Source organism: Segatella oulorum F0390, from assembly GCF_000224615.1.
Lineage (GTDB): Bacteria > Bacteroidota > Bacteroidia > Bacteroidales > Bacteroidaceae > Prevotella > Prevotella oulorum.
Window position 1 is genome coordinate 479,869 of the sequence record NZ_JH114217.1, and the last position, 15,472, is coordinate 495,340.

General features: G+C 46.6%; 11 protein-coding genes and 3 tRNA genes. 7 read left to right on the plus strand and 7 right to left on the minus strand.

Annotated elements, in window-relative coordinates; translation table 11 throughout:
• Positions 1–179 precede the first annotated feature (179 nt).
• Together HMPREF9431_RS11140 and HMPREF9431_RS11145 are read right to left on the minus strand one after the other, a co-directional pair.
• Positions 180–872, minus strand: a complete 693-nt coding sequence (locus HMPREF9431_RS11140; protein ID WP_004381409.1) for an ABC transporter ATP-binding protein — start codon at positions 870–872, stop codon at positions 180–182.
• Complete coding sequence (locus HMPREF9431_RS11145) at positions 865–3,021, minus strand: cation:proton antiporter (RefSeq protein WP_040561623.1); 2,157 nt, start codon at positions 3,019–3,021, stop codon at positions 865–867. Before HMPREF9431_RS11145 ends, HMPREF9431_RS11140 begins: the two co-directional genes overlap by 8 nt.
• Before the next feature lie 192 nt (positions 3,022–3,213).
• Between HMPREF9431_RS11145 and ilvA the strand changes: the two genes are divergently transcribed.
• The 3 genes from ilvA (at position 3,214) to HMPREF9431_RS11160 (ending at position 5,210) form a co-directional block, all read left to right on the plus strand.
• On the plus strand, positions 3,214–4,425 hold the full coding sequence (gene ilvA, locus HMPREF9431_RS11150; protein WP_004381411.1) for a threonine ammonia-lyase: 1,212 nt from the start codon (positions 3,214–3,216) through the stop codon (positions 4,423–4,425).
• 9 nt (positions 4,426–4,434) lie between these two features.
• Complete coding sequence (locus tag HMPREF9431_RS11155; protein WP_004381412.1) at positions 4,435–4,809, plus strand: RidA family protein; 375 nt, start codon at positions 4,435–4,437, stop codon at positions 4,807–4,809.
• 328 nt (positions 4,810–5,137) lie between these two features.
• Positions 5,138–5,210: transfer RNA gene (locus HMPREF9431_RS11160), tRNA-Pro, on the plus strand.
• A 66-nt stretch (positions 5,211–5,276) separates the two neighbouring features.
• Here the strand turns inward: HMPREF9431_RS11160 and HMPREF9431_RS11165 are convergent.
• Positions 5,277–6,401: a glycosyltransferase family 4 protein gene (locus HMPREF9431_RS11165; RefSeq protein ID WP_004381413.1), complete on the minus strand. Its 1,125-nt coding sequence runs from the start codon at positions 6,399–6,401 to the stop codon at positions 5,277–5,279.
• A gap of 72 nt (positions 6,402–6,473) precedes the next feature.
• Between HMPREF9431_RS11165 and HMPREF9431_RS11170 the strand changes: the two genes are divergently transcribed.
• A complete protein-coding gene (locus HMPREF9431_RS11170; protein ID WP_004381414.1) occupies positions 6,474–7,907 on the plus strand; it encodes a lipopolysaccharide biosynthesis protein in 1,434 nt (477 codons plus the stop codon).
• Here the strand turns inward: HMPREF9431_RS11170 and HMPREF9431_RS11175 are convergent.
• Together HMPREF9431_RS11175 and HMPREF9431_RS11180 are read right to left on the minus strand one after the other, a co-directional pair.
• Positions 7,894–8,841 (minus strand): glycosyltransferase family 2 protein, encoded by a 948-nt coding sequence (locus tag HMPREF9431_RS11175; RefSeq protein WP_004381415.1) that lies wholly within the window; start codon positions 8,839–8,841, stop codon positions 7,894–7,896. The two genes, HMPREF9431_RS11170 and HMPREF9431_RS11175, sit on opposite strands and share 14 nt — an antisense overlap.
• Before the next feature lies 1 nt (position 8,842).
• Positions 8,843–10,225 (minus strand): DUF6080 domain-containing protein, encoded by a 1,383-nt coding sequence (locus tag HMPREF9431_RS11180; RefSeq protein ID WP_231287819.1) that lies wholly within the window; start codon positions 10,223–10,225, stop codon positions 8,843–8,845.
• Positions 10,226–10,593: 368 nt separating this feature from the next.
• Between HMPREF9431_RS11180 and dapF the strand changes: the two genes are divergently transcribed.
• From dapF to HMPREF9431_RS11195, 3 genes are read left to right on the plus strand one after another with little or no spacing between them, the layout of a single operon-like run.
• Positions 10,594–11,442, plus strand: a complete 849-nt coding sequence (gene dapF / locus HMPREF9431_RS11185) for a diaminopimelate epimerase (protein ID WP_004381418.1) — start codon at positions 10,594–10,596, stop codon at positions 11,440–11,442.
• Between the two features lie 23 nt (positions 11,443–11,465).
• The gene (locus HMPREF9431_RS11190; RefSeq protein WP_004381419.1) at positions 11,466–12,695 is read left to right on the plus strand and encodes an LL-diaminopimelate aminotransferase; all 1,230 of its coding nucleotides are present in this window, start codon (positions 11,466–11,468) and stop codon (positions 12,693–12,695) included.
• A gap of 31 nt (positions 12,696–12,726) precedes the next feature.
• Positions 12,727–14,916, plus strand: a complete 2,190-nt coding sequence (locus HMPREF9431_RS11195; RefSeq protein ID WP_004381420.1) for a glutamine synthetase III family protein — start codon at positions 12,727–12,729, stop codon at positions 14,914–14,916.
• Positions 14,917–15,054: 138 nt separating this feature from the next.
• Here HMPREF9431_RS11195 and HMPREF9431_RS11200 read toward each other — a convergent pair.
• Both HMPREF9431_RS11200 and HMPREF9431_RS11205 read right to left on the minus strand, forming a co-directional pair.
• Positions 15,055–15,129, minus strand: a tRNA-Val gene (locus tag HMPREF9431_RS11200).
• Between the two features lie 217 nt (positions 15,130–15,346).
• Positions 15,347–15,421, minus strand: a tRNA-Val gene (locus HMPREF9431_RS11205).
• Positions 15,422–15,472 lie beyond the last annotated feature (51 nt).

Genomic DNA, 15,472 nt, shown 5'->3' on the forward strand with positions numbered 1-15,472 from the left:
ATGAGGGAATGACTTATATGAGGGGTCGATGTCAAAATATGTCGTATTAAAGATGATGTCGGCATCTAATCTTGTCTGTCATCATCTCTTGACGTAGCCCACTACGTTTTCGGGATAGCGTGGCCAATCTGTTCCACAATCAAATAAAATCTGAACAGAATCTAATGGTCGATTTGGATTTAGATGATGGCAGGTGTTGCGGACGCGGATGGGTTACTGTCCGACAGGATGATGCCATCTTTCATGTGGATGGTACGGTCGGTGAGACGTGCGAGGTCTTCATCGTGGGTGACGATGACAAAGGTTTGGCCAAAGCGGTCGCGCAGGTCGAAGAAGAGTTGATGGAGTTCGTTTTTGTTTTTTGTGTCTAAGCTGCCCGACGGTTCGTCGGCAAAGATGACGGCAGGCTGGTTGATGAGTGCGCGTGCCACAGCCACCCGCTGCTTTTCGCCGCCCGAGAGTTCGGCCGGTTTGTGGTTGGCACGGTCGGCTAAGCTCATGAATGTGAGCAAGTCGACGGCACTTTTTTGGGCTTCGCTATAGCTTTTCCCGGCGATGAAGGCCGGAATCATGACATTCTCCATGGCCGTAAATTCGGGCAACAGCTGATGGAACTGAAACACGAAACCGATGTGTTGGTTGCGAAAGTTGCTGAGCTTTTTCTTCGAGAGGCTGCTCACGTCGACGCCATTGATGCGGATGGTGCCTTGGTCGGGCTTGTCTAAGGTACCCATGATTTGCAGCAAGGTGGTTTTTCCGGCGCCCGAAGGTCCTACGATGCTTACCACTTCGCGTGCATTGATGTGCAGGTCGATGCCTTTAAGCACCTGCAATGGTCCGAAACTCTTGGTGATGTTTTTAATATCAATCATGCTTGTTTTTTCTTGTTTGTTTAACAATCCATAGCCACCAGCGTGCTCCCATGCGCAAGAGCGACTCCCATGCACTGTGCTCTTCGGTGTGTTGCGGTTGTGCAATGGTCATTTCTTCCTGGTTGCCATATTGGTCGGGGAAGATGATGAGCAGGTTGCGGCCCGAGAAATAGCGTTGTATCTCGTCGGGAAGATATTCTAAAGCGTTTTTATAGGAGACGGTTCCTTTGCGCGCTGTGACGATGACAAAGAGGTGGTCGTTGGCTACCTGGGTGGCTAATTGGGGCAATTCGTTCCAATGCCCCATGGCAATATAGTTGGCACGCACCTGTGGATGGCGGTTGTTGATGTATTCGGTGATGAGGCTTAGCGTCTCTGTTCGGCCGTGAAACAGGATGCGACACTCCAATGTTTCGGCTACACGGGCGAGGCGTTCCAGCCAACGATAGAAGCCGGGTTCAAACTCTGCACGCGAAGGCACTGCCACTTGTATGCGCCGCAGCGTGTTGAGGGGCTGATGAAGACGCAGCATCATGATTTGTCGGTTGAGCCCATTGAAGAGGCTTTGATGGAACTCGCCCCAGAATTTTGGCGACACGTCGGTGTGGGTGTGCATGCCGATGAGGATTTCGGAGGCTTGAAACTCTTTGAAGGCATGCTTGATGCCGTTGGCGATGTTGGCCGCCACACGTGTTTGTGTCTGCACGCCCACGTCCGACCCAGCACAATATTGGGTGACGCGCTGCAGCAGTTGTTGCCCTTGTTCCATGTTGCGGCGCATGTGCTCGCTGTCATAGACCACATTGAGCGCCACCAAACTGCGATTGAGTTTGCGGTTGCGCATGAGCAAAGCAAAGCTCATGAGCTGTTCGGCAAAATCGGGATAGCGCACGGGAATGAGGATGCGTTCGTCGTCTTCGCCCGTCATGTTCTCGGCGGGTCGGTCTTTGTCGCGCAAAATAATCTGCTGTGCGGCCTGCTCCGTGGTGATGCTTGAGATGATACAGGTGAAGAGAATCATGATGACCACGGCGTTGAGCATCTGCGCATCAACCAGCATCAAGCCGTTGGTTTGCGGCAAACGCATGCCCACCATCACCATGGCGATGGCGCCGGCAGCGTGGGCTGAGGTGAGACCAAACATCATGTTGCCCGAGGAAATGGGCATCTTAAATCCCAAACAGGTGGCATAGGCGGCCATGGCTTTGCCCAAAGTGCCGAAGAAGACGATGCAAACTACCGCCCAAAGAATATTGCCGCCCGCGAAGAGCAGGCGCACATTGATGAGCATGCCCACGCCGATGAGGAAATAGGGAATGAAGAGGGCGTTGCCGATGAATTCTAATCGGTTTTTCAAAGGCGATACACTCGGGATGTAACGGTTGAGCACCAAACCCGAAAGGAACGCGCCAAAGATACCTTCTAAGCCTATGGCACCACTCAAAGCCGCACACAAAAAGAGCATGGCCAAAACAAAGATGAACTGCATCACGGCATCGCTATAACGCCGAAGAAACCAGCGTGTGATTCGAGGAAGCAACAGAATGACGAGGCTGCAATAGGCCACGAATTTCAAACCAAACAGCAACCAAAAGCCAATGTCGCCGTCGCCGCTGTTGGATGCCACGATGGCAGCCAGCAAGATGAGGGCAAACAGAAATGAAAGCATGCTCGAACCCACGCTCAATGCCACGCTCGCCTTGCGCTGAAGGCCATAGCGACTCACGATGGGATAGGCCACCAGCGTGTTGCTGGCCATGATACATCCCAACAGCAACGAGGCCGATGTGCCATAGCCCAAGAGGTAGATGCTCATGAAAAAGGTGAGCAACAGCGGCACCATGAAGGTGAGTAGGCCAAACACAATGAGTTTGCTTTTGCTCTTGCGCACGCTTTCTAAATCCATTTCCAATGCGGCCAAGAACATAATATAATACAAACCTACACGACCAAACAGCTCGAACGAGTCGTCACGCGCCAAGATATTCAAACCATATTTCCCAATCACAATGCCTGCCAACACCATGCCAATGATATGCGGAATGCGCAACTTTCCCATGACAATGGGCGCCAGCAAAATAATCAACAGCACCACAAAGAAAATGAGTGTGGGGTCGGTGATGGGGAAATAGGGCGATAAATGTAACATATACAGGCGCAAAGGTACATAAAAAAATGTGAATGGCTCACCAAAAAGAAATAAACTCTGTGGTTGGGCTGTAACAAAAATAATTGTAACTTTGCAAAGAGTGCAGCGCTTGCAAAGGCTTCGGTGCTCGATGTTGCGCACGAAAAATGTTGCCCCCATTGCTGCCACTCCAACATAAAACCCTTTATTCGCATGCTGCAATTAGATGACTTTTATCACGCACGTTCCGTTTTACATCAGGTTTTGCGCCCCACGGCATTGGTGCAAGCGAGGAAGATTAATCCTGAAATGGAGGTCTATTTGAAGCCCGAATGTCTGCAACGCACAGGGTCTTTTAAAGTGCGCGGTGCCTATTACAAGATATCTCAACTCTCGGATACCGAGAAGGCAAAGGGTGTTATTGCCTGCTCGGCGGGCAATCATGCACAGGGTGTGGCCTTAGCAGCAACGTCGATGGGGGTGAAAAGCCTCATTTGTTTGCCCGAAAGTGCACCGATCAGCAAGATAGAAGCGACACGAAGGCTCGGCGCAGAGGTGTATTTGGTTCCGGGTGTCTACGACGATGCCTACCAAAAGGCGTTGCAATTACGCGATGAATATGGCTACACCTTTGTGCATCCTTTCGACGATGCGCATGTCATTGCTGGGCAAGGCACCATCGGATTGGAACTGATAGAGCAACTACCCGATGTCGATGCGGTGATTGTTCCCGTGGGAGGTGGCGGCCTCATTGCGGGCATTGCCTTTGTCATCAAGCAGCTTCGGCCCCATGTTAAAGTCTATGGGGTGCAGGCAGAAGGTGCACCCAGCATGCTAAAAAGTATTGAGACGCATCACGTGATTGCTTTGGATAGCGTTTCAACTATCGCTGATGGCATTGCAGTAAAGGTGCCTGGACGGCTCACTTTCGCCACTTGCCAACAATATGTGGATGGCATTATTACCGTGAGTGAGGACGAAATCTGTGCAGCTATCCTGCAACTCATCGAGGCCGAGAAGATGATTGCCGAAGGAGCTGGTGCAACTACGGTGGCCGCTGCTATGTTTAACAAGGTGCCTTTGAAAGGGAAAAAGGTGGTATGCGTGGTGAGTGGCGGCAACATTGATGTCACTATTCTCAATCGGGTCATTAATCGTGGCTTGGCAAAGAGCGGAAGACTCTGCACCATCGACCTTGAACTTGACGACCAACCCGGCAAACTCGTTGATGTATGCGGTGTGGTTGCGCAGCAAGGTGCCAATATAACGAGTGTGCATCACGACCGTTCGACCAATCGCAAAAAGGTGAACACGTGTGTGTTGCGGCTCACGATGGAAACGAAAAACCAAACCCACATCGACAACATCCTGCAAGCCTTGCGTGAAAAAGGTTTTGAACCCTATGTTAATTCACATTTAAAATAAAACATCATTATGAAAGCAATTCAAACAAACAATGCACCCGCGGCCATTGGACCTTATAGCCAGGCCATCGAAGTCAATGGATTTATTTTCGCATCTGGACAGATTCCTATCGACCCTGCAACGGGAGAATTTGTCAAAGGTGGCATCAAAGAACAAACACGTCAGTCGCTCCTCAATGCAAAAAGCATATTAATTGCTGCAGGAACTGACTTGAATCGTGTGGTAAAAACTACTGTTTTTCTCTCTGATATGGCCAACTTTACTGCGATGAATGAAGTATATTCTACTTTCTTCGAACAACCCTTTCCTGCGCGCTCGGCTGTAGCAGTGAAAGATTTGCCAAAGGGTGCGTTGGTAGAAGTAGAGGTGTTGGCCGCAAAATAATTTGTGCTTGGGGACGAGAATAGTGCGATAGGACGCACCGTCTCTATGGCTACGATGCTGCGTGTACCCACTATTCCCCCAGTACACATGGCGCTACAAAGCAAAAGAAGGTAGGTTGTAATCAAGCAGCCTATCTTTTTTCTTTCCACCTTCGTGAACTTTTTGCTCACCATCTGGCTTGTTTTGCGGACGAATCCTCATGGTGTAACTGAATGAGGGTAGCAAAATTAGGATTTGAAACTGCTGTCACATTTGTGGAAAAAATGCGAACATCCCACTTTAAAAATTTGGATATTTCGCTTTTCCTATGTACCTTTGCACCCGAAAGCGGGATGTAGCGCAGTAGGTAGCGCACACGTCTGGGGGGCGCGAGGTCGCCAGTTCGAGTCTGGTCATCCCGACTTCACATTAAAAAAGGAGTTCTAAAAGAACTCCTTTTTTTGTTTCCTTGCCTTAAATCCCGCATCTCATGCCGGTGTTCTCGTCTTTCGTTTCTCATTATAAACCGCCTCATAGCGTTGCTGCATCGTGCCCATTGAAAAATGTTGTGCTACAAAATCATAAGCTTGCTGTTGCAGTTGCGCCCGTGAGAAAGTTTGCAGTTGTGCAGAAAAGAGCTGCAAATAGGCTGAAATGTCGTTGTGCTTCACCAGCAATGGCCAGTCTGTTGGCAGCGTGTCGCGCAGCCCCGGGCAGGCATTGCCCACGATAGGAAGCCCATTAAAATTAGCCTCGAGCGCTAAAATGCTCAGCCCTTCAAACCGCGAGGGCATGAAAAGATAATCGAACGAGGCCAAGTAATGCGACAGATGGGCTAAAGGAGCTGAAAGACTCACATGGGGCATAGCCCCCAATTCTCGCTCAATCAGGGCTTGCATGGTGCCACTTCCCATCACATGAAAGTGGTAATGCTCGTCATTTCTCAGTGCCTTAATCACAGCTATCAGCACGTCAATGCCTTTCTGTTCTTCAAATCTGCCGGCAAAAAGCACATTTATTTTCCCAGTTTTCAGTTGCGCATAGGGTCGTTGTTCCACGGGAGCCACACCATTATATATAATAGGTGGTAGCGCAGCATATCTTTTCTGATAACTTTCTTGCACCGATTTCGAGATGGCAATGTTGGCGTTGTGTGCCTGGAAAAAGGCTTCTACGCGTAGCCCTGTGTGCGACATGCCGGTCCACAGTTGCGTGTTATGAACGGTTCTCACCAACCCTACACGCTGAAAAAGCGATGGAAACCATTGAAAAAAACGATAGACAGCTAAGTCGGGAATTTCGGTGTGGCTGTGGATAATGGCGGGTTTGTAGCGGAGAAACAGCCATAGAAACCACAGCGGGAAGACCCATGTAGCGAGCTTTTCAAACAGATAATGAAACTGAATTGAGGGCACATAGCTGCGATGGTAGGCAATGTGGCGTTGCTGAAGTTCACGAATCATGTGCTGGGTAAAGGCACTTCGTCCTCTGATGACTTCCACAATGTGATATTCAAACGCTGGGTTTGGCGATGCAGCAATGCTGAAAGCCACGCGTTCTGCGCCGCCAACATCAAGGTGAGAAATAACATGAAAGACAACCATTTTCATCATCTTGCAAAAATAAGGCTTTTCTTTTGATTTTCTATCAAATAGTCGTAATTTTGCAAAGAAACAGCAGTGTGCATGGAAGGCGGATTGAAAGAGAAAACGGCGAAGGGCTTATTGTGGGGTGCTTTGAATAGCGGTTCTACACAATTACTAAATCTTATCTTTGGCATTTTCCTCGGAAGGCTCATCACTCCCGCCGAATATGGCATTGTTGGCGTACTATCTATCTTTACACTCATTGCAGGAAATTTGCAAAGTAGTGGTTTTACGCAGGCGTTAGTCAACCTAAAAGCACCGCGAAATGAAGACTATACAGCCGTGTTTTGGTTTAACACCCTCACCAGTTTCGTGCTCTATGCGCTCCTATTCCTATCGGCTCCGCTCATTGCGCGGTTCTTTCATCAGCCTTGTTTAGTAGAGGTTTCGCGCTTTGTGTTCCTTAGTTTCGTCATTTCTTCATTTGGCATTGCCCACAATGCTTATATGACGAAGAACATGATGAATCGTGAATTGGCCATTATCGGTGCGATTGCGCTGCTTTGTTCGGGTGGGGTAGCCACATTTTTAGCTTTCTATGGCTTCTCTTATTGGAGTTTGGCGTGGCAGCAAATCATTTATATTACGGTGCTCAACATCGGCCGTTACTATTACACCCCATGGCGGCCGTCGTGGCATTTCACTTTCGAACCCGTAAGAAAAATGTTTGGTTTCAGTGTAAAAATTTTGATAACCAACATCATCAACACCTTGAGTAATAACATTCTCACGCTGCTTTTCGGTCGGTTGTATCCCATAAAGGCCGTTGGAAACTATTCACAAGCCTACAAATGGAACACGATGGCAAGTGCATTTGTGGCGAATGCCGTGGGGCAAGTGGCGCAACCTGTGTTGGCTTCTGTGAAAGAAGAGCAAGGACGTTCGGTGCGGGTGTTTCGAAAAATGCTGCGTTTCACAGCCTTTCTATCCTTTCCTGCGATGTTTGGTTTAGCGATAATTTCAAATGAATTTATCCTACTCACCATCGGAAAGCGCTGGATTGATGCCGTTCCCTTGTTGCAAATGCTCTGTATTGGTGGTGCTTTTGTTCCTTTTTACACGCTTTATCAAAACGTAGCAATTAGCAATGGACGTTCGGATATCTATATGTTTTGCAACATTGTGCAAATCGTTTTGCAGCTTGTCATCATTGGTTTCTTCTATCATCTCGGCATCAATACAATGGTGATGGTCTACACATTGTTCACCATTGCTTGGCTTTTTGTCTGGCAATGGACCGCACGTCGCATCATTGGCTTGCGGTTTTGGGAAGTGATAAAAGACGTTATGCCCACGCTGTGTATTGCACTGTTGGTGATGGCAACAACCTACTTCGTGACACTTTCGTTACACCATTTGTTGCTGTTGCTTATCTGTCGCATCCTCATCGCTGCATTGCTTTATGCCGCAATCATGAAGCTGTTGCATGTAGAAATGATGGATGAGTTGCTTCTTTTTATTAAAAAACGTTGAGCCTGCGATAAACTAAGTACATGAAGTCTGCCCATTTCAGCGGAAGGAGATGTATCATTGCGTGTAGAAACAGGCGATTGCGCAGCTTAAGTGGCAAGAAAGGGCAGTGTTGTTGAATGGTTTCTGGGGAGAAACCTGCAGCAAGTGCTCCACGATAGAGGTTTAAAAGTCCCATATCAAGCGCTTGAGCGTAAACGTGTTTTACATCGTGTTGACGGAAAAAGGCTTGTACCACACTGTTCGATTTCATGTTGGAAATCCAGTTCTTTTCGGATATTTGATGCGTATAGGAATTGAAATTGTCGGTGCGATAGCTATAAACGACATCGGGAATCCAGCCGGCATGCGCTGCAAAAAACACACAAGGCGTGACAGAAAAGTCTTCACCATAATCAATTCCCGGGTGAAAATGAATGTCTTGTTCTTGTAAAAATGGTCGGCGATAGAGGCGTGCCCAAACCTGATGTTTCACTAAATTTTGGCATAACACCTTGCGCAAGAATTGCTGTTTTGAGGTGAAAGGTTTACTCAGTATGGGCGTTTCTTGGCCCTGATGGTAAAGGTTATAGTTGCCTGTAACCACGTCTAAATTGTCTTTTTCAAGCGTAGTCATCAATCGTTCTACGGCATGGCGCGGCACCATGTCATCGCTATCGACAATCATCACTGCCTCTCCTGTAGCAGCTTGCAAAGCAGTTTCGCGTGCGCCACCTAAACCTTTATTCTCAGTATGATGAATGATGCGCACCTGTTGTTGCCGTGAAGGATAGTCGTGGAGCACCTTTTGAAGGCGCGCAATGCTATCGTCGGGGCTACAATCGTCTACAAAAATAAATTCAAGATTGTCATAAGTTTGTGAAAAGAGGCTGTGTGCACACGCTTCTATATAGGCCGAAACGCCATAGACAGGGACTAAAATAGATACTTTCTGCATGTTATTTCTGAAGCATGAAGGTGATGAATAGTTGCAAATTATGACTGAAAAACAGCAAGGTACAGCTGCCTATCAGCAAACGAAACGTAGAAACAGCTTGACGCATAAGCCGACCTTGGGCTTGTTGTTGCAGTCTTACGCATAAGAAGCCGAAGGCAATGGGAATGACAAATGCCCAATGTGCTGTCATGATATAAACTTCAGTGAGGCCGAATCCTAAGCAAAGGTGCAAGAGGACATCGCAGCCAAACCAAGAAAGACATAGTTGCATGAAACGGTTTTTGAACGCAATGATGCAGCTCCATATCAGGAGTGCCAGCACAATATACACAGCACTGTAGCACCAGGAATGGCGATAGCTGACAAATATGGGGCGACTGACATTGACATCTTCGAATAAATGGTCGGCATGGAAGAGGAGAGATTCCCCAAAGAAATTCTCGATGATGGAGCGAGGACGCGACAAATGTAAATCAACCCAATATAGATTCTCGCCTTCAGCGAGCCCCTTGGCATGGCGTTTCTTTGCGGCTGCATGCGAAAGTGCTAACTTCTTCTTAAACGAAGCATCGCGTTCCATGCGCTGTGCAATGCTGCGTTCTCTTCGTTCTTGTTCGGGTTTTTGAATATATTCATTCACAAGTGCATAGCCGCCTGCCACTAAAACGATGGGTAGGACGATGCTGATGAGGAATGATTTCGGCTGAAAGAATTTGCGACCCCGCATGAACCATTGTACTAAGGCTATCTTAAGGGCATTCGTTGTGGTGATACCTGTTGTGAGAAAAAGGAGGATAGCGATATGCCAATCGCTGATTTCTACGTGATGATGAACCAGCACTTTACCGCAAACATAGAGTGTAAGCAGTAAAAAAAACAAGGAGAGAGCAAAATGATCGGGCGCAACCAACGACAACATAATATAGCCAAAAGAGGCAAAGAAAGCTACGAGTAGCCAGCTATCTCCCCTTTTACAGCCCACAATCTCGTGCAAAATACGTTTTAAAAATAGGAAAGAATAGACCCCAAGCACCACTAAAACGGCGCTCCAAATGAATATCGTACAGTTGAAACCTGTTAGCGCCATGAGGCACGAATTAAGCGCATAAAGCGGATAAATGAACACAGCTAACAGGGGATGACGCGACAAAACATAAAGCGAACGCCACTCGGAAAGGATGACATAGGTAAAAGGATCGAAGCCCGAAAGATGGAAATATTGAAAAAAGAGCGAGTAAAATCCAACGTGTTCACTACATGTAAATTCCTCAAAATGCTGCTGAATAGCAAGCACATTGAGCATGACAAGGTAGCAAGTTAGTAGCAAAGTAGCCCATCGCTCATCTTTTTTAATGGAGAATAATTTCAATATGGCTTTCATCATGAAAGGATTTCAAGACTGCAAAGTTACGCAATAAATTTGATAGAACTTGCAAGGGGATGCTATTTGCAGCACTAAGTAGTCAAAAAGTAGTGAGAGATAGCCCTACTTTTATACTTGTATTTTAAACTTTTTAGCAATAAAAAGCCGAAAACTTTACTTTTAATAAGACTTTTAACGCTTCTGCTATTTTTCTTAAAAAATGATGCTGTTCGTGCTAAAATCATTGGGCGTCTTGACTAAAACCTTTATCTTTGTGCAATATAGTGAACTTCAGTCATGCGAGAAGCAGTAGGCTTATTCCCCTTATTGCAAAGAAGTGGCGGACTGAAGGGGTAAAAGAGACAATAGCATTCGTTCAAAATTAAAAGATGGCAGATTATATTCATTTTACAAAAATGCACGGGGCTGGCAATGACTATATTTATGTTGATTTGCAAAAATATGTTATACCTAATCCCGAATTGGCTGCAAAACGGTGGAGTACACCACATTTTGGCATAGGAAGTGACGGCTTAGTGTTAATTAATCGTGCACAGAATGAGGCAGAAGCTGACTTCTCTATGCGCATTTTTAACGCGGATGGTTCGGAAGCAATGATGTGTGGTAATGCCAGCAGATGCATTGGAAAATATCTTTATGAGAAGGGATTGACCGATAAAACAACGATTCGTTTAGAGACTTTATCAGGCATCAAGGTGCTTCATCTCACCTTAAATACGCAGCATCAAGTTGAGAAAGTCACGGTTGATATGTTGGCTCCTTCTTTCGAAGTTGCCGAGCAATTCACAGGCATTGCGCCCTCTTTAACAGCCATCCCGGGTGTGAAAGAAGGCGTTTTCGTGTCAATGGGTAACCCACATTATGTTATTTTTGTGGATGATATCGAAACCATAGACGTGGCTTTGCATGGCAAACGGTTAGAACATGATGCCGCCTTCCCACTGCGTTGTAACATAGAATTTGTACAATTAACGGCTCCTGGTACATTAAGAACACGTGTTTGGGAGCGTGGAAGTGGCATCACAATGGCGTGTGGAACAGGTGCTTGTGCCACAGTGGCTGCGGCATCGCACACCAAGCGGGTCGATCATGCGGCAGATGTCGTGATGGATGGTGGGACGCTTCACATTGACTGGCATCGCGATGACCACCATATTTATATGACAGGTCCTGCAGCTTTTGTTTTCGAAGGTGAGATAGCGTTACCACAGGAATAGCAGATGATATAAAAAATAAAGATATGGCAAAAGTAAATGAGCAATTTTTAAAACTTCCAGGTAATTATCTTTTTGCAGAAGTAGCAAAGCAAGTGGTAGCCTTCAAAGCTGCTCATCCGCAACAACGGGTGATTAGTTTGGGTATAGGTGACGTCACACGTCCACTCTGTCCAGCGGTAATCGATGCGCTTCATCGTGCTACTGACGAAATGGGGCAGCACGAAAAGTTTCGTGGTTACGGCCCCGAGCGTGGGTATAGTTTCCTGCGTGAGGCCATTATCGCCAATGATTATGTTCCTCGGGGTATTGCTTTAGAAGCCGATGAAGTGTTTGTTAACGATGGTGCAAAGAGTGATACAGGCAATTTTCAAGAGCTTTTTGCACGTGAAAACAGCGTGGCTGTCACCGATCCTGTGTATCCTGTTTATATCGATTCCAATGCGATGAGTGGACGAACGGGTGTGTTTGCTGATGGCAAATGGACCGAAGTGACCTATCTTCCCTGCACGATGGAGAATGATTTTGTGCCTCAGTTACCAACTAAAAAGGTCGATCTCATTTACTTATGCTATCCCAATAATCCCACAGGAACGGTGCTTTCGAAGCGCGAATTGCAGCGTTGGGTGGAATATGCACAGCAGCATGATGCCATCATTTTATATGATGCCGCCTATCAAGCTTATATTCGTAATGCCGAAATTCCACGTTCTATTTATGAAATCCCGGGTGCAAAAAACGTGGCAGTAGAGTTTAGAAGCTATTCTAAAACAGCCGGATTTACCGGTGTACGTTGTGGATATACCATTGTTCCTAAGGAAGTTTCGGTGGTTGATAGGGATGGGAAACGAGTGTCATTGAATGCACTTTGGGACAGACGTCAGTGCACAAAATTTAATGGAACAAGTTATATCAGCCAGTGTGCTGCTGCGGCTATTTATACCGAAGCAGGTAAGAAGCAGGTGCAAGAAACCATTGATTATTACATGGAGAATGCAACACGCATGCGGCAAACCTTACAGACATTAGGCTATACCGTGTTTGGTGGCGAGCATGCTCCTTATCTTTGGGTGAAGACACCTGATGGTATTGACAGCTGGACTTTCTTCCATCGGTTGTTAGAGGGTGCCGCTTTGGTATGCACTCCGGGTGTAGGTTTCGGTCCAAGTGGTGAAGGTTACATTCGTTTTACAGCTTTTGGCGATCGTGAAGACTGTATCGAAGCGATGGAAAGAATGACAGCATGGACGAAATAGGCGGCTTCATCGAATTAAAATAACGTGCAACATGACAAATTTAAGGTTTGAAGCTGTAGAAGCAGCATCACACAAACAGCCCGTGAAGATGGCTGCTCGTGCATACCGTCCATCGGCTTATTTCGGCAAATATGTTTTCAATCGTGAGAAAATGTATCAGTATCTACCCGTTGAAGTGTACAAAAAGCTCTGTCATGTGATGGATGATGGTGAGCGTTTGGAGCGCTCTATTGCCGACGCTGTAGCTGAAGGAATGAAACGATGGGCTATGGATATGGGCGTCACACACTACACCCATTGGTTTCAACCCTTAACAGAAGGTACGGCAGAAAAGCACGATGCCTTTATCGAACACGATGGTAAAGGTGGCGTGTTAGAGGAGTTTTCGGGTAAACTATTGGTGCAACAAGAACCCGATGCCTCATCTTTTCCCAATGGCGGCATACGCAATACGTTTGAAGCGCGGGGCTATAGTGCATGGGATCCTACATCACCTGTGTTCATCATCGACGACACTTTGTGCATACCTACTATTTTCATTGCCTATACAGGTGAGGCTTTAGACTATAAATGTCCCTTGCTTCGTTCGCTACATGCCGTCAATTTGGCGGCCACAGCCGTGTGTCATTATTTCAATAAAGATGTGAAAAAGGTGACCGTTAATTTAGGTTGGGAACAGGAATATTTCTTGGTTGATGAAGATTTATACCATGCACGTCCCGACTTAATGTTGACGGGTCGCACGTTGATGGGGCATGATTCGGCTAAGAATCAGCAAATGGACGACCACTATTTCGGTACCATTCCCGAGCGTGTCCAGGCCTTTATGCAAGATTTAGAGTGTCAAGCTTTAGAGTTGGGCATACCTTGTAAGACCCGACATAATGAGGTTGCGCCCGGTCAATTCGAATTAGCGCCCATCTATGAAGAATGCAATTTGGCCGTTGACCACAACATGTTGCTGATGAGTTTGATGGAACGTGTGGCCAAACATCATGGTTTTCGTTTGCTTTTGCATGAAAAACCATTTGCCGGAATTAACGGCAGTGGTAAGCATAACAACTGGAGTCTGACGACCGACACGGGCATTTTATTGCATAAATCGGGTAAGACGGCGGAAGAAAATCTGCGCTTTGTGGTCTTTATTGTGGAGACCTTGATGGCTGTTTATAAGCATAATGGCCTGCTGAAAGCCAGTGTGATGAGTGCCACAAACGACCATCGTTTGGGAGCCAACGAGGCACCTCCTGCCATTATCTCATCGTTTTTGGGTAAGCAGCTCACCGATTTACTCGACCATATTGAATTAGCTGACAAGAAAGATTTATTCACTGTGGCCGGCAAAAAAGGTATGAAGCTCGATATACCCGAGATACCTGAGCTGCTGATTGACAATACCGACCGCAACCGAACCTCTCCTTTTGCCTTCACGGGCAACCGATTTGAGTTCCGTGCAGTGGGCAGTAAAGCTAATTGTGCCAGTGCGATGATTGTGCTTAACACTGCCGTTGCTGAGGCGCTCACCTTGTTTAAACAGCGTGTAGATGCGCTGATTGCAAAGGGAGAAGATGCGACAGGTGCCATTATCGATGTCATCCGAGAGGATATAAAAACCTGCAAGCCGATTCGTTTCGATGGCAATGGCTATAGCGATGAGTGGAAGAACGAAGCCAAGAAGCGCGGATTGGATTGCGGATCATCTTGCCCCCACTGTTTTGATAGCTATCTGACGCCTGAGAGTGTGACCATGTTTGAGTCGATGGGTGTTATGAAAGAAAATGAACTTCAGGCACGCAATGAGGTAAAATGGGAAACCTATACGAAGAAAATTCAGATTGAAGCGCGGGTCATGGGTGATTTGGTTATGAATCATATCGTGCCGGTTGCCACCCATTATCAGAGTCAATTAGCTAAAAATGTGCAGAGTATGTTTGGCATTTTTGGTCGCGAAGAAGGAGAGAGACTCACGCAACGTAATCTCAAGATTATTCGTGAAATTGCCGACAGAACGCAGCTTATCGAGCGTGGAGTGGAAGACTTGATCACGGCACGTAAGGTAGCCAACAAGGTAGTGAATAGCCGTTCGCGGGCAATAGTCTATCACGACACGGTGGCTTCTAAGCTCAGTGCCATTCGTTATCAAGTGGATAAGTTGGAACTTATTGTGAGCGATGAGTTGTGGACGCTTCCCAAATACCGGGAATTACTGTTTATTCGATAACTCCATAGATTAACTATTACAGTAAAAAGGATGTGCTTTTATAGTGCAACTTAGAACTCAAAGCTGAGTCGAAGCCAAGGATTTACACAATAACGAAAAAGGGATTTGAACATGATTCAAATCCCTTTTTTATTAAAGTGGGCGTTGACGGATTCGAACCGCCGACCCTCTGCTTGTAAGGCAGATGCTCTAAACCAGCTGAGCTAAACGCCCTTACTTTCGTAAAGCGAGTGCAAAAGTAAGCAATAGTTTTTAACTATCCAAATTATCATTTGTGTTTTTACATTTTTTTAATAGCCATTCGCTGCCACCAATGTATCATTGGGAGGGAGTATTGGATTGAATGGACGACGGCTTACCGATGAAAAAGGGGAGGAGTAGAAATGAAAAAATCCCTGCAATCCCGAAGGACTACAGGGAAACACCCCGGTGGGCGTTGACGGATTCGAACCGCCGACCCTCTGCTTGTAAGGCAGATGCTCTAAACCAGCTGAGCTAAACGCCCTTGCTTTCATAAGCGATTGCAAAAGTAAACAAATTATTTGAATGCCACAAA

What these genes read in the sequence shown, in the direction of transcription:
- HMPREF9431_RS11140 (WP_004381409.1), bottom strand. Translation starts at nt 872, where the DNA reads ATGATTGATATTAAAAACATCACCAAGAGTTTCGGACCATTGCAGGTG.
- HMPREF9431_RS11170 (WP_004381414.1), top strand. Translation starts at nt 6,474, where the DNA reads ATGGAAGGCGGATTGAAAGAGAAAACGGCGAAGGGCTTATTGTGGGGT.
- HMPREF9431_RS11190 (WP_004381419.1), top strand. Translation starts at nt 11,466, where the DNA reads ATGGCAAAAGTAAATGAGCAATTTTTAAAACTTCCAGGTAATTATCTT.
- ilvA (WP_004381411.1), top strand. Translation starts at nt 3,214, where the DNA reads ATGCTGCAATTAGATGACTTTTATCACGCACGTTCCGTTTTACATCAG.
- HMPREF9431_RS11175 (WP_004381415.1), bottom strand. Translation starts at nt 8,841, where the DNA reads ATGCAGAAAGTATCTATTTTAGTCCCTGTCTATGGCGTTTCGGCCTAT.
- HMPREF9431_RS11165 (WP_004381413.1), bottom strand. Translation starts at nt 6,401, where the DNA reads ATGATGAAAATGGTTGTCTTTCATGTTATTTCTCACCTTGATGTTGGC.
- HMPREF9431_RS11155 (WP_004381412.1), top strand. Translation starts at nt 4,435, where the DNA reads ATGAAAGCAATTCAAACAAACAATGCACCCGCGGCCATTGGACCTTAT.
- HMPREF9431_RS11145 (WP_040561623.1), bottom strand. Translation starts at nt 3,021, where the DNA reads ATGTTACATTTATCGCCCTATTTCCCCATCACCGACCCCACACTCATT.
- HMPREF9431_RS11180 (WP_231287819.1), bottom strand. Translation starts at nt 10,225, where the DNA reads ATGATGAAAGCCATATTGAAATTATTCTCCATTAAAAAAGATGAGCGA.
- dapF (WP_004381418.1), top strand. Translation starts at nt 10,594, where the DNA reads ATGGCAGATTATATTCATTTTACAAAAATGCACGGGGCTGGCAATGAC.
- HMPREF9431_RS11195 (WP_004381420.1), top strand. Translation starts at nt 12,727, where the DNA reads ATGACAAATTTAAGGTTTGAAGCTGTAGAAGCAGCATCACACAAACAG.